This is a genomic window from Gimesia maris (assembly GCF_008298035.1).
Classification (GTDB): Bacteria; Planctomycetota; Planctomycetia; order Planctomycetales; family Planctomycetaceae; genus Gimesia; species Gimesia maris.
Genome location: NZ_CP042910.1, coordinates 912,116 through 926,635, shown reverse-complemented (window position 1 = coordinate 926,635; position 14,520 = coordinate 912,116). Strand labels below are relative to the sequence as shown.

The 14,520-nt window shown below is 51.8% G+C and carries 12 protein-coding genes; 5 read left to right on the top strand and 7 right to left on the bottom strand.

Translation table 11 applies throughout. The features are described from left to right. Positions 1-84: 84 nt before the first annotated feature. Entirely contained in the window at positions 85-1,656 is a 1,572-nt protein-coding gene (locus tag GmarT_RS03455) for a hypothetical protein (protein WP_002644328.1), read from the bottom strand. Between the two features lie 276 nt (positions 1,657-1,932). After that, a complete protein-coding gene (locus GmarT_RS03450) occupies positions 1,933-3,144 on the bottom strand; it encodes a hypothetical protein (RefSeq protein ID WP_002644329.1) in 1,212 nt (403 codons plus the stop codon). A 40-nt stretch (positions 3,145-3,184) separates the two neighbouring features. Here GmarT_RS03450 and GmarT_RS03445 point away from each other — a divergent pair, with 40 nt between their 5' ends. Beyond that, a complete protein-coding gene (locus GmarT_RS03445; RefSeq protein ID WP_002644330.1) occupies positions 3,185-4,204 on the top strand; it encodes an endonuclease/exonuclease/phosphatase family protein in 1,020 nt (339 codons plus the stop codon). Positions 4,205-4,300: 96 nt separating this feature from the next. Here GmarT_RS03445 and GmarT_RS03440 read toward each other — a convergent pair whose 3' ends face one another. Further along, positions 4,301-4,729 (bottom strand): hypothetical protein, encoded by a 429-nt coding sequence (locus GmarT_RS03440; RefSeq protein WP_149302430.1) that lies wholly within the window; start codon positions 4,727-4,729, stop codon positions 4,301-4,303. A gap of 1,107 nt (positions 4,730-5,836) precedes the next feature. Here GmarT_RS03440 and GmarT_RS03435 point away from each other — a divergent pair. Next, a complete protein-coding gene (locus GmarT_RS03435; RefSeq protein WP_187782371.1) occupies positions 5,837-7,951 on the top strand; it encodes a glutamine synthetase III family protein in 2,115 nt (704 codons plus the stop codon). A gap of 121 nt (positions 7,952-8,072) precedes the next feature. Continuing rightward, a complete protein-coding gene (locus GmarT_RS03430) occupies positions 8,073-9,194 on the top strand; it encodes a potassium channel family protein (protein WP_002644334.1) in 1,122 nt (373 codons plus the stop codon). 7 nt (positions 9,195-9,201) lie between these two features. Here GmarT_RS03430 and GmarT_RS03425 read toward each other — a convergent pair whose 3' ends face one another. The 3 genes from GmarT_RS03425 to GmarT_RS03420 all read right to left on the bottom strand — a co-directional run bounded on the left by GmarT_RS03425 (position 9,202) and on the right by GmarT_RS03420 (position 11,422). Continuing rightward, entirely contained in the window at positions 9,202-9,690 is a 489-nt protein-coding gene (locus GmarT_RS03425; protein WP_002644335.1) for a DUF4304 domain-containing protein, read from the bottom strand. A 15-nt stretch (positions 9,691-9,705) separates the two neighbouring features. Beyond that, complete coding sequence (locus GmarT_RS29355; protein ID WP_155367935.1) at positions 9,706-9,870, bottom strand: hypothetical protein; 165 nt, start codon at positions 9,868-9,870, stop codon at positions 9,706-9,708. 130 nt (positions 9,871-10,000) lie between these two features. Beyond that, a complete protein-coding gene (locus GmarT_RS03420) occupies positions 10,001-11,422 on the bottom strand; it encodes a leucine-rich repeat domain-containing protein (protein WP_002644337.1) in 1,422 nt (473 codons plus the stop codon). A gap of 77 nt (positions 11,423-11,499) precedes the next feature. Here GmarT_RS03420 and GmarT_RS03415 point away from each other — a divergent pair, with 77 nt between their 5' ends. Next, positions 11,500-12,030, top strand: a complete 531-nt coding sequence (locus tag GmarT_RS03415; RefSeq protein WP_002644338.1) for a hypothetical protein — start codon at positions 11,500-11,502, stop codon at positions 12,028-12,030. Between the two features lie 34 nt (positions 12,031-12,064). Here GmarT_RS03415 and GmarT_RS03410 read toward each other — a convergent pair whose 3' ends face one another. Next, positions 12,065-13,645, bottom strand: coding sequence for a leucine-rich repeat domain-containing protein (locus tag GmarT_RS03410; RefSeq protein WP_149302429.1), 1,581 nt, complete (start codon positions 13,643-13,645; stop codon positions 12,065-12,067). A 138-nt stretch (positions 13,646-13,783) separates the two neighbouring features. On the opposite strand from GmarT_RS03410, the gene GmarT_RS03405 reads away from it, so the two are divergent. Then, positions 13,784-14,326, top strand: coding sequence for a DUF1572 family protein (locus GmarT_RS03405; RefSeq protein ID WP_002644340.1), 543 nt, complete (start codon positions 13,784-13,786; stop codon positions 14,324-14,326). Positions 14,327-14,520: the final 194 nt, after the last annotated feature.

Genomic DNA, 14,520 nt, shown 5'->3' with positions numbered 1-14,520 from the left:
TTGACGTAGTAATGACCACACTCCAAAGTCTGTTTGATTTGCTGCAACTCACAACGAGTCTCAATTATCGGTTCCTGGAACCTTTTATTTTCGCTTTGAGTTCTGCAGTGTTCCGTTCAGCTTGCCAAAGATGCCGTTGCCCCAGGTGAGGGTGGCATCCTGCAGACGCTTGATGTCATCCGCGGAAAAAGGAGCGGAACCGAGTTCCTGTCCGTCCTGGCGAATGACAAGTCGGTTGGACTCGACCACGAACTCCAGTTGGATTGGCTCATCTTTCCACTTGATCTGCGCCGCCAGATTGCCGGGCATTTTGAAATTGAGCACGGATCCATATTCACGTCGCTGATCGTCTGTGAGGAACGTGTATTTCTCCAACCAGGGATACGTGCCTTTAGTCGACGTGGAAACCATCAGGGAATCGCCGAGCGGAACCAGGCCGGTGACGCGTTGCCCCCAATGATTGAGCACCAGATGATGGGCTTTTGCTTCCTCTTCATAGGGATGCACGGTTCGCTTATGGGCGACCGGGTGCGAGAACATCCGCCCGTGCGAATGCCAGCGATTTTCATCTTCGTTGTACCGCCAGAGTTCCCCCCACGGCCAGACGCCTGCGAACAGGTCTCCCCGGTAGATGGCCAGCGTCTGTGCTTCGCGCGCACTGGGTGAGACTTCGGGCAGTCGAGGCGGCCAGCCATGCAGTTGTTTGATTTCAGTTCCGCCCCGATATTCGAAGAGTTCCCCCGAGGGATACTGCGCCAGCAGCAGGCGGTCGCGGAAATTGAGCATCGAATAAATCTGGTAGCTGTATTTTTTGCTCGCTTCTTTCACCGTCCGCCATTGTTTGCCATCGAAGGCGTAGACGCCACCGTAGTTCGAAACCGTCAGCAGTTCCTTTTGAAACTGTCCCCAGGCAAACGGCGTCGCGCCGACATACTTGCATTCGATACTGATCGCCTTGGTCAAATCGACGGGCCCCTGATCCGCGGGCGTCCAGGGACAGGCCATCACGCGGGTGAAGCCCCCCTGCTCGGATCGATTGCCATAATAAAAACAGAGGAAACCGTTCGCGTAATAAAAGTTGTAGTAGCGGCCTACTTTGGGGGGATTCAGAATGACCCGGTCATTGTAAGTCGCTGTGCTCGAACAGAACGTCAATAGTCCCTCACCGATCCGCATCTGACCGTCACCGCTGAGAAGTGGTCCCGTTTCCGGTGAATGAGGGGCGGACCAGTTTTTGGCAGTCGGGTCCCAGGTGCGCAGTGATTCGGTACGATCGCCGCCCCAGGCGGAGATGGTCTGGTTCAGATCCATCAGATAAATGCCACACCCCAGATCCGGATGAGGGAGTCGTTCTGTTTGAAACTTCTCTGATTCGTGAAGCGGCTTGACATAAAACTGCAGCGTGTGACGATCACTGCGGAAGCGGGTATTATAGACTTCCATGAAGCCGGCCCCCGCAATGACGGCACCGCTTTGATCGCGGAGTTCGAAAAGGGAGCCAAAGTTCTGCCCGACATCCTGTCCCAGATCCAGGACGGTGGAGAAAGTCACTTTCGCTGCCTTGTCGCGGCCCGGTTCATCAGCCCAGCCTGTGGCAGCCAGGAGAACAACCAAGAGAACAGAACACGCGGGTACTTGATGACGGTGAAATCTCATGCGATGATCCTCAATCCGGGAGACAAATACGAGTGAGAGTACATCGTAAACCCGCACGATTCTGTTTACCAGTCAGTCACCGTTGTGATAGATCGGGCCGCCGGCAAACTCGCTCTGGCTGACTGCTGTTTCAACACTTATTTTCGTTTTTCTGAGTTGTGTTTCTGGTCTGGATCTTTGCAGACTTCGCTGGGTTCTGGAGAGTACGACGTGCCTGAAATAATTAACAATCCATCACTGCGTCAACCCAACTGTTCGAGACTATCCCGAACATCGTTAGTTCTCTTTTTCAGAAATTCGCATGGTGCCTCTGAGAATGGTAGGACGGTGATGATAACGGAGAATGCTGTCCAACTCAAAATAGCTGTTATGCTGTTCGATTAAGTCGGCTTCTCCGTTGAAGCCAATGGGAAGCCCTCGATTTTTCATCAATTCCACTACACGCATTTCCCAGACCTTTGTTTCTACAGGATCGGGTACGGGAGGTTTGAAGGGCATGACTCCATAACTGGTAATTGTATCCCACCAATAATCGAAAATGACCCTTTGGTCCAGCGGCTTTCCATCAATGTGGGTCACATACAAGCGATAAAGACGACGTACGTCATGACCTTTAGTAGTTCTTTCATGCTTCCAGACACCGCGAATCTTAGAATATTCTCCCAGAGGTTTTCCAAGCTTACCGATAATTCGATACCGGTCTTGAAGATCTCTGAAGCTGATATCCAAGCGTCCCTCGCTGCGTTTTTTGTTTAACAGCCAGGAATTATAATTCACAATTGATGCTGCAACACTATCACCTGCCGTCACTAACTTTTCTAACCTGTTTTTCACCTCTTCCTGATTCAAAATCCGTGACTTCACGTAATTCAATTCACTGGTGAGTTCCAGAGGTATGAATTCTTTTTTTTCTCTGTCTTTGAAACCAGGCAGGATACCAATCGATTCAGGCAACTTTGATTCCTTCCAGAAATCATCTGGTGTACCGAAATATTCGAGGGACTCCCAGACACGGTATTCACAAATCGGAGAATAATCTGGATCTACTTTTAATTTCTCGGTTGCCCAGGGGTGTGCCAGTTTGAAATGCCGTTCCGGATAAAGTTGAGGTTCTGGCAATTTCTGGAAATTCACATGAGTGACTTCAAAGAAAAGCTGGCGTTTCGAAAAGTTGAATCGTTTCCAGATTCCATGAATCGTATGAAACTCACCTACCGGTTTTCCGAGTCGACCGATAATCTGATACTTGTCCTTCAAATCATCAAAGTGAATTTCGGTCTGTTGCGAAGTGTCTTTCTGCTCCTCGGAAGGCTCCGCCAGCAACTGCCCGCAAATAAAAAAGCAGTATAGACTCAGACAACCAGATGAAATTGGAATGCGCAAAGCTTTCACATCCGTGTCTCCCCATTCGATCCTGAAACTTTCAGAGTTGCCTCTGGCTTTTTGATGTCGGGTATCATAGCTTAGATCATAGAGCCGGGCCAGCATTATTTTCCCTTCGGGCTTCTCTTCACTACAGGCAACTGAAATGAATAACTCGCAGCAGTCTCTCTTAACGCGTACATCCGAGCGCGTTACGAAGCTGATTGGAGTTGTAACCACCGGCGTGACGCTTTTGCTGTGGATTGGCGTCAGTGTCTGTTACCTGTGGCAACCCGATGCCTGCGCCGCGGTAACCGTTTATCCGAGCTGGTGCTGGTTTGTCGGCGGTTTGTTTCTGGCTCTGATTCTGTTGCGGGCGAAACGGCAGCGGGTGGCGTTAGTCTCAATCGGACTCTGGTTTGTGTTCCTCGTCGTGTTTGCCGATACGCCACTCAGTCTTTGGCGGGGGCTTTGGAATCCACCCGATGTTGTAGCGCAGCCGGGACAGATTCCGCTGCGGGTGATTTCACTCAACGCGCATGGCAGCAGCAAAGCAGTCGCAGCGCTGGAACAATGGCAGCCGGACCTGATTCTGATCCAGGAGACACCGGGCGCGGGAACGCTGCGTGAGGTGGGTCAAACCATACTGGGTGAAAATTCCGGTCTGCTGGCGGGCGTGGATGCTTCGATTCTGAGTCGCACTCCCCTCGAACCCGTGGCGTCGTCCGTGAATTACACCATCGGGAAAGTCAGAGTCAAAACGGGACAGGAGGTCCTCGTCGTTTCGTTGCGTCTGACGCCGCCCCCCTTTCGCGCGGACCTGTGGAACCCGGAGTGCTGGCGTGCCTACCGTGATCAGCGAATTCATCAGCGCGATGAGCTGCAGCAGCTCAGTCGTCGCCTGTCAGAACTGCCGACCGATCTGCCAGTGATTGTGGGCGGCGACTTCAACGTCAATCCCCGCGATCCCATTTTCCGGGAACTGCCGGCAAATCTACGCGATGCCTTTACCAGCGCAGGTGTCGGCTGGGGAAATACCATCACCAACGAAGCCCCGTTCCTGCGAATTGACCAGGTATGGTGTGATACTCGCTTCCAGCCGCTGCGGGTTATCGCAGAACTGAGTGAAGATACAGACCACCGGTCGGTGATAGCGGACCTGCTGCTGGAGCCGGGTAAGGAATGAATCGTCGATCAATAGATTGATTCTCAATTCGAACAGACTTTTGCATACAAGAAAGAACAGGGGCTCATAAGGATTTCTGATTGTTTTATTTCATATTCATTTTCCGGTGACGACGGGGGGATGATCTTTGATATACAGCTTTGCATCGAAGCCCCAGCCCTCTTTTTTCCAATACCCTTTTTCAGGATCTTCAAGAATCGGGTAGTCGGCTACGAACTGCTGTTTTGCGGCACGACAACGGGGACAATACTTGACCAGCGCGACACCATTGCCTGTCTCATCACCCTGATCATCAAACGCATAGGGAAACAACTCACGCCGGACTTCCGTGTAGTTGAAGAAATAACTGACACGATTGAAGTCCGTCCCGTTGAAATCCTCGACGGAGTTAATGTCTTCCTTGAGTTGTTCATTGTGGATGTGGCAGCGATCCTGGTCCACTCGTAAGTCTGCGATGTCATGCAGTTCCAGGGGCGTTGTACAGCCGCTGCAGAGGATCAGCAGCATTAAGATCCATCTCATCATGCGATTCCTGTCAAGTTAAATTGATAAGGTCATCCCCGGCGTTCCCCAATCCAATGAGGGGTCGCAGCCACCACCATCCAGGCGAGCAGATCTTAAACCATAAAAGAAAAGACGGATAGACTTGAATCTGGAGTCAGCGATTTAGCGTCTCCAGGTAACACAGGCCCAGACTACCCCTCTCAGCTCGACGCGGCTACTGCTGATTGACCGATTTCGATTGATCATTTCCTCGAGTCTGTACAGGTATCTGCGGAGGTTGCGACTGACACTGATCATCGACTCGTGCTGGCGGATTTGATTCTGAAAACAATGCCTCATCAGTCTTCGAAATGACGCTGATCCCTGGCACCTCGTTGCATCAACGCTCATTGATACATGCCGTTATAATTCACTCAGAATTCCCACCCTGCGAAACTTTGCTTCCGAACCATATCGGGCCTGCTGAAATGGTGTGCTGATTTTTCAGGCAAAGAATGCGTGCAATCTTGGCATGCCAGAACTAAAGCAGGCAGCCCGGGTTCGGGTCGTAAGAGATCTTGTGAATTTGCAGCCCTTTAGTCCCTGATCGGAGGGAGTTTATAAATGAAGTTTACGTTCACTCAAATGCCGATGATGCAGGGGATTAGAATGTCAGACTGTCACAGTGGTACCAGGACCTGGTATCCGAGGCTGAGCGAAGGCTCTGGAAATCGCGATTCTGCCCGAAGTTTGGCACATATTCTGCTTTGTAATAGTTACTACATCTTAACTACTTCTTGATTTCACAAAGTTCTGAGTAATTTGGCGTAAGACCACGGCACATTAGTCCATTGGCACAAACCAGATTTTCATGTCGATTGCGAAACAATCAGAAGAATTTAACCTCTTAAGAAATGTAATTGTCCTGGTTTCAAAGCCAGTTATCTGATGGATCTCACGAGTTTCCAACAGTTTTGTCAGTAGTTTTAATCGCCCAATGAAAAGGTCAAAACAGTGAACACCGAAATTCAATCTTCGAATGGTAAAACCACCTACACCGGCAGCAGCAATGGAGTCAAAACGACCCTGGGTTCCGCCCGCTCTGCAGCCGTCGCTGCAGTGACTGGTTACCAGCCCAATCATCCTCCGATGAACTTCCAGCAGACACCGACCGGTCAGCTGTTTAACGCAAATGTCTTTTCTACAGCGACCATGAAAAAGCGTCTGCCCAAGCAGGTTTACAAACAGTTGATCAGCACCATCGAAGGGGGACATAAACTCGATTGCTCCACTGCAGACGTTGTGGCTTCCGCCATTAAAGACTGGGCGATTGAAAAAGGGGCCACTCACTACGCTCACGTTTTCTATCCCCTGACCGGTTCGACTGCGGAAAAGCACGACAGTTTCCTGTCTCCAGACGGTGACGGCAGTGCGATCGCCGAATTCAGTGGCTCACAGCTGATCCAGGGTGAACCCGATGGTTCCAGCTTCCCGACCGGTGGTATCCGCGCTACATTCGAAGCCCGCGGTTACACTATCTGGGACGTCACCAGCCCGGCTTACATTCTGGAAAATTCCAACGGTACGACACTCTGCATTCCGACCGCGTTCGTTTCCTGGACCGGCGAAGCACTCGACAAGAAAACCCCCGTCCTGCGTTCCATGCAGGCGTTGAACATTCAGGCACAGCGGATTCTGAAACTGTTTGGTCATGATGATGGCAAACTGGTTTCTTCCACCGCCGGTCCCGAACAGGAATATTTCCTGATCGACCGTAACTTCTACTACGCCCGTCCCGACCTGTTAAACTCCGGTCGTACTTTATTCGGTGCCAAACCGCCTAAAGGTCAGGAATTTGACGATCACTACTTTGGTGCCATCCCCGACCGCGTTCTGGCCTTCATGTTTGAAGCCGAACGCGAACTGTTTAAACTGGGTATTCCTATCAAAACCCGTCACAACGAAGTGGCTCCCGGGCAGTTTGAAATCGCACCTTTGTTTGAATCTGCCAACATCGCAACCGACCATCAGCAATTGCTGATGACCACGCTGCGTCGGACTGCTGAAAAGCATGGCATGGTTTGCCTGACTCACGAAAAACCGTTTGCGGGCGTCAATGGTTCTGGTAAGCACGTCAACTGGTCCATGGGCAGTGCCTCACAGGGCAACCTGCTGGATCCCGGCGATACTCCTCACGAAAATGCACAGTTCCTGCTGTTCTGTGGTGCCGTCATTCGTGCCGTCCATAAATTCCAGGGACTGCTGCGAGCCGTTGTCGCATCTGCCAGCAACGATCATCGCCTGGGTGCCAACGAAGCACCTCCCGCGATTATCTCGATCTTCCTGGGCGATCAGTTGACCGACGTCTTCGAGCAGATCAAAGCCGGCGGAGCCAATTCATCGATTCCTAAAGGGACTCTGACCGTGGGAGCCGACGTGCTGCCACCACTGCCCAAAGATGCCGGCGACCGTAACCGAACCAGTCCGTTTGCCTTCACCGGTAACCGGTTTGAATTCCGTGCTGTCGGTTCAAATCAGTCCATCGCAGGTCCCCTGGTCGCGATGAACACCATCGTGGCTGACTCACTGGAGTACTGTGCAACCAAACTGGAAGAAGCCACCGGCGGCGACCCCAGCAAGCTGCACGGCGAACTGCAGAAACTGTTGACGGAAATCATGAACGAGCATGGTTCGATCATCTTTAACGGCGACGGATACAGCGACGAATGGCATGAAGAAGCTGCTAAACGCGGCCTGTTGAACCTCAAGACCACCGTCGATGCTCTGCCTGTTCTGGAAACACAGGAAGTCAAAGACCTGTTTACCAAATACGAAGTCCTTTCCGAACGCGAGCTGGCCAGCCGCCTGGAAATCTACCTCGAACAGTACATCATGTCGATCAAAGTGGAACTCAACCTGACGGTCAAAATCGCGAAGACCATGATCTTCCCGGCTGCGATCCGTTACCAGGGCGAACTGGTTTCCAACTGTGCCAGCCTGAAAATGCTGGATTACGATTTCGACACGAACACGCTGGACAAGGTGACTGAACTGGTCAAGTCGCTGCAGGATGGCATCTCCGAACTGGAAGCGGCTGCTGCCGGAAGCGAGTCGGAAGACATGCTGTCTGAAGCCACCCACTGCTGCCACACGATTCTGCCTTTGATGAACAAGGTGCGTGCGACAGCCGATGAACTGGAAGGGATTGTGGCTGACGATCTGTGGCCACTGCCGACTTACCAGGAAATGCTGTTCATTAAATAACAGTATTCGTTAACAATCGAGTCTTCGGAACCGGAGCCGACCAGCGTCCTGCTGAGTCGGCTCTGTTCCTGTTGTCTTCTGAAAAAGTGTGACTTGAGCGCAACTATCGAGAACATCAGTCATGTCAGATTCTGAATCATTATTCTCTGGAGATACGATTCAGCGAAGTCAGCCGGGGCATTCCCGACCGTTCCGAAAAATCATGACCGGGATTGCATTGTTCTTTACGATCTGTCTGGTTGCCGTCATCGGCTATGTCTCCGCCGGCTGGAAGCTGGAAGATTCGATCTACATGGTCATCATCACCATCTTCGGCGTCGGATATGGCGAAGTGCAGCCCATCGAATCGTCGGGGCTGCGGGCCTTGACGATCATGGTGATCATCGCCGGTTATGGCGCGGTGATCTATACCATCGGCGGGTTCATGCAGATGGTCATTGACGGCGAACTCAACCGTGCCCTGGGAGCGAGAAGAATGACAAAAGAAATAGAACGTCTGAATGGTCACACAATCATCTGTGGTGTCGGCCGCATGGGTTCGATCCTGGCGAAAAGTCTGTACGCCGCCAAAAAACCGTTCGTGGTTGTGGACTGTGACGAACGTCGCCTGAAGGCCGCTGAAGATCAGGGCTACTGGGTGATTAACGGCGATGCATCGGAGGAATACATCCTCGAACAGGCGGGCATCCGCCGGGCCTCCGTGCTGGCAACCGTCCTGTCAGCCGACGCGACGAATGTGTTCGTCACGATTACCGCGCGGGAAATGAACCCGGACGTGATGATCATCGCACGCGGCGAAAATCCCAAGACCGAAAAGAAGCTGCTGGGCTGCGGTGCGAACCGTGTGGTGCTGCCCACCGCGATCGGCGCGAGCAAAGTCGCGCAATTGATTATGCGACCGACGATGGAAAACATGCTGGAACAGCTTACCAGCGAAGGCGCGATTACTGACGAGTTGGGTCACTTCGGTCTGCAATTTGAAGAACTGCAGGTGACCGCGGGTTCGACGTTCGTAAACAAGACACTGGATAAGATCGAGGTTCGCAGCGATCGTGGTTTCCTGGTCGTCGCCATCCGCCGCGCCGATGGTGAAGTCGAACAGAATCTGGCTTCTGACACACTCCTGCTGGAAGGAGACGCCGTCATCGTACTGGTCCACAGCAATGATATTCCGCATCTGTCTGAAAAATTCGCCGCCAAGGGAATCAAGATTACCTATCGGGGTGTGACGGCGGAACTGTGAGAATGAATCAGTCAAGTGGCGCTAATCCCAGAGCATTCCGTGCTGCCAGGGTAATCTGGAACTCATCGTCTTCCGCCAGCAATTGATTGAGTCCTTCCAGGGTGACACCTGCTTTAAATACAGGTACCAGTTTGTCTGCGATAAATCGTCTGAGTTGGTCAAGTCGCTTCGTATCGTCACAGGGATAGTCGTCGAGATTCAACAGGTCGGCGATGCGAGGCGGACCTGCTTCCGGGCGAGGCGTTCCCTCAGGCCAGAGAGAACTGGCGCGTGCAGTAATATGACACTGATGCGCGCGGGGGAAATCGTTGTGTTCTATCTGCTGCAGCCAGAAGCCAAGATTAAGAAAATAAGTCCCGCCATATTGTGACTTCTGCAGGTTTAACACCGCTATGACCTGCGCACCGGACAGATACCAGTTCGAACCCTTGCGTTGAAATCCACGCGGCTTCAGTTCCGCATGCATCGCATTTTTCAGGTGCTGTGTTGTGATCATATCATTTCAGCTTGATCAACCATGGGCGACTGCCCGGTTTTCAGGCAGTTCTTCTGCAGTCTCTTTGCCTTCCAATACATCCAGTCGCGCGCGAAGCTCGTCGTTTTCTTTCTGCAGTTGAGCGAAGAACCAGCTCACCTGCCAGACAATCATCGGTAAGAATGCATAGATAAATGGCATACCAGAATCATTTGCTCTGCTCTCAAAGTAACCAGTGAATAATAGAAAGAAAGCAAAAAAGGTCGGTGTCCACGGATTTAATTTTAGCATGATTACACTTGAACCTTGTTAAAAGTAGATCGCGACAATTTCAGGGAATTTCACCGTAAGAAGCAAAATATTTTTCTAAAAGTCGCGTCACAGGAATGATGTTTTGAACTTTTTTCAGCTCAGGTCGTTCAACCTGCACTTCCTGCCAGCGTTTCCGGACATCATCAGAGCCGAAATTCAGGATCACCTCCACCAGAGAGGAGCAGCGTGCCAGGGGGCGTAAATCAAGTTGCTCAGCGTTTACATAGTCTATGTCGAGTACCTCCAGTCGAGACAGTTTCGTCAGCGACTCCAGTCCCTTCCCGGTAATCAATTCCGTATGGCCTGGATTTCCCAACACCAGCAACCGCAGTTGCTGGAGTGGCTCCAGTCGAATCAAGCCGGCATTCGTAATTTCGGTAGAGTACAAAACCAACTCTCTTAAATTTTTCACCTTGACCAGGGCATCCAGACCTTTATCGGTAATGTTGGAGTTTTTCAGGGAGAGTGCTTCCAACTGCGGCAGATCGGGCATGGTCTGTAGAACGGCATCGTTGACTGATGGAGTCGAGAGATTCAAGACGGCAAGACCAGGCAACTGGTCCAGCTGTTTTAATGTGGCATTGCCTGCGGGACTGCCGGAAAATCCGAACTCCCGTAATTCCGGTGCCTCTGCAAAACTGTTTAAGCCGCTCCCTGTCATCTGGTCACTGTGGAGTACCAGGCGAGTAAGCTGTTTTAATCCAGACAGATGCTTCAGGCCGGCATCGGAAAACGTCCCCACCACAATCAGATGCTTGAGATTTTTCAGCTTCCCCAGGGGCTTGAGACATTCGTCCGTGATCGGTCCCCACAGTTCCAGCGCACGGAGTTCTGTGCAGTCGCCAATCAGTTCGCAACCACGCACGTTGATCTCGCGACTGTGCAGTACCAGACGGCGCAGGGCGGGAAAAGAGGAGAGCACCTGCAGACCCTGATCGGAAACAGGACTTTGCTTCATACAATTATTGAGGATTTTAAGATCTTTCAGTTGCGGCAAGCCCTGCAATCCCATCAGATGCTCATCAGTCACATATTGACACGAGACGTTAAACGCTTCCAGCCCGGAGATCTGACCAATCTGTTTCCAGCCAGCCGGGCTGAATGAATTCCCGTCAAACATATCAAATGCGCGCAGCCCTTCGACCCGGGTCAGCATGGGCAATTCGTCTTCGCTACAGTAGTCGAAGTAATTGGAAAAATAATAGCCTCCCCCTGCTTCAGGCTTATTGCGATTGAGGCCTCCTTTTCTGAGCAGGTAATCGAGTTCCGTCTCTTCCGGTTTTTTGCCTTCGTCCAGCGGAATCGACGAAAACTCGCCCTTTCCTTCCGTCGAAAGTGAAGCGGTCTGGGGCGGAATCGGAGGCTCACCGCAGCCAGTCAGACAGAAGAAACTGCTGAGCAGGAATAAAGTCGAAGATGTGACTTTGTACGAAAGTTTCATACAGACTATCATAGACTCTGACATTTCTCATCGAAAGTACTTTTCAGCCGCAGCAGGATTATTTTCAGGAGTCTCTCATGCAGAACTGCTTAGCCGTCTATACCGTCAAACGGGCCATCACCGGAGGTAAGCTGGCTGAGATCGCTCAATCGGTCGGCATTGATTTACGTTTTATGGCGCTGGGCGGACAGATCGCCAGCAATACCGAAGCGATCCGGGGGAAAGCATTGCCCGATGTGAATGGGGGCGCCCTGCTGATTGTCGGCGGCTTCGAAGAAGATCAGGAAAATCTGATTGATTTCGACACGCGTCTCAGCCAGGGAGACCAGCCGGCGCTGGCCCGCAAACTCAATGGCGGCCTGCTCCCCTGGTGTGAACTCTACAGCAACAAATTTAACTATGAGAAAGCATGCCTGCAGGATCAAACAGCGCAAGCGAAGCTGGATGCCTCGGTCACCAAAAAACAATTGACCGTGCTGAAGGCGGCGAAAATACGCTATCTGATCTACAACCAGAGTCAAACAACGAAAGGCAACCAGTTGATGAAAACACTGACTCCCGCGCTGGCGGAAGCCGTCGACGGCATTGTGGCCGATTATCAGCGGTGACCTGCTTTCCCCTGCAGGGCTGTTCGCTCTGCATTTATTTCTGAGTGAGACGTCGATCTGCATAAATGGTCATGCAGCCACAGCACCAGTTATCTTCAATTTGACACTGCGGTATGAATTGATGCAGTTCCTCAGCCGGCTCCCTGTCAATTTTGCTGCCATAAAAACTGAGCTTCTTCAGTTGAGACAGATGGCGTAACTGCAGCAGTCCCGCATTCGTAATCGGAGCATTATTCAGCCCCAGTCTTTCGAGAGTTCGACATTGACCGAGGTAACCCAGTCCCTCATCGGTCACAGGAAAACCATTCAGGTCCAGCCCCTTGAGACGGGGTAAGTTCTGGAGCTGTTTCAGGCTGGTCATCGAAAACGGCGGGGGTTCCTTTTGTGGCGGCCAACCCCAGTTAAACGAAATTTCTTCGAGAGACTTCACCTGCCCCAGCGTCGCCCAGAGATCGTCCGAAACGAGCGCAATCTGCACTGTGAGATCCTTCAGGCGACTCATCTCTTTCAGGTACGCCAGATCGGTCGGTTGAAACTGACTGGTATCTACGTTGAGATTCAGTTTCTGGACCTGAGTGCAGTGGCTGATTGCTTCCAGTATCGGTACATTCACTAAGCCTATTCCCAACTCTTTCAGAGCAGGAATCTTTGCCAAGGCAAGTAGTCCCGATCGGTCGAGCGGATCTCCTTCAGTGCTATTCCCGAGACTGATCGAAAGCGTCTCCAGTTCAGGCAGCGCCTGAAGTTGTATCAGTTGCGAGGTATCGCTGGTTCCCCGGGTGAGAACGATATTCAATTTTTTTATCTGTCTGATATGAGTGAGGTAACTCAGTTGATCATCTTTGATCGACCTGTCCTGTTCAAAGGGGAGCGACTTCAATGATTTCATCTGCGCGATTAAGGGAAGATTCTCATCCTTAATCAGCATACCCTCCAACTCTTCCAGGGGCATTTTTTCTAAAGGGACAATCGTGTTTTCATTCAGCCACATGCCTTTAGAATATTTGACTGCCAGATGCTTCAGTTCCGGTAACTGGCTCAAGGCAGTCAGAACATCTGGAGTTAACGAGGTCTGTCTCAGCTTCAGTGTCCGCAGGCTGGTCAGTTGTGCCAGTGACTTTCCGCTGGCGTCTGTGAATCTGCGACAGCCGCTCAGATCGAGATGCTCTAATTGTTTGAGCGACTCCAGATGACGCATCCCCGCATCGGTCAGCTGGTAATTCACACTCAGGTCGAGATAACGCAGTTTTTTCAATTGCCCCACGTAACGCAGGCCGTCATCGGTGAAGTGGTTCCCTTTGATGGTATGCACGCCGCGCAGGGTCAGCGTCTGCACTTCGGGCAGTTCTTTCAGTACGGTCAGATCGTCATCGGCCAGGGGGAGACGTTTCAGAAAGAGCCAGTAAACCTGCCCGTGCTGGTTGCGTTTCCAGCGGGCTCCCAGCTGTTTCAGTCTCTGCAGCGTTGCCTGAGCAGTCGGCTCTGGAGGCGGAGCCTGCTGCTGCACCACGGATCGCTCGGCTTCGGGCGTATCGTGCCACACATAGGCAACGCCAGCGACTGTGATACTGAGGACCAGCAGAACGAAAATCTTTCGGGATGGTTTACGCATCATTCTGATATTATAAGCGATTTACCAGAGCAGAAGACAGCCTGCTTATCAGAATTTCCACCAGGCCAGTCGCTTGCATAAAGCCGATTCATTCTCCAGACTGAAACTGGTACAGACAACTCATGTAAAAAGGGATTTCAGATGGATCATTTCACACCATTCCTCTCGGCGATGCTCAACGTTTTTGAGTCTCACAAGCAGATGACAGAACGGGCGATTGCACAGGTTTCGGACGAAGGGTTGCGCACGGCTTTGCACGAGCATACGAATTCCATCGCGGTGATCATGAAGCATGTTGCCGGAAACCTGATTTCGCGGTGGACTGATTTTCTGACAACGGACGGCGAAAAACGGGACCGGAACCGGGATGACGAATTTGTCGATACGTTCGCCACACGCGAAGAACTGCTGGCCTACTGGGAACGGGGCTGGACGATACTGTTCGATTCCCTGAAAGGGCTGACCCCCGAGGATCTGGAAAAAACCATTTATATCCGCGGCGATGCTCACACCGTCCCGCTGGCAATTCAACGATCGCTGGGACACACCTGTTATCACGTAGGTCAGATCGTCCAGGTCGCCCGCATACAGGCCGGCGATGAATGGACCACGCTGACAATCCCCCGCGGTCAGTCGGAGCAGTTTAATAAGGAGCGCTGGGGAGAAGGAACGCCTGGGAAATAAATTGAACTGCCATGCCACCCAGATTTTAAGATAGTAACGAATCGGGAAGAAAAAAGTGGGTGGACCCGAATGCAATTCGGGTCGAGCGCAGCGAGCAGGAAGTCGCAGGTCCCATGTCCAAAGCGTAATCCGGTTTCCTATGCTAAACCGATAACAGCTTGAGGCCCAACTCAGCACCAGTTCTCGTTCACACC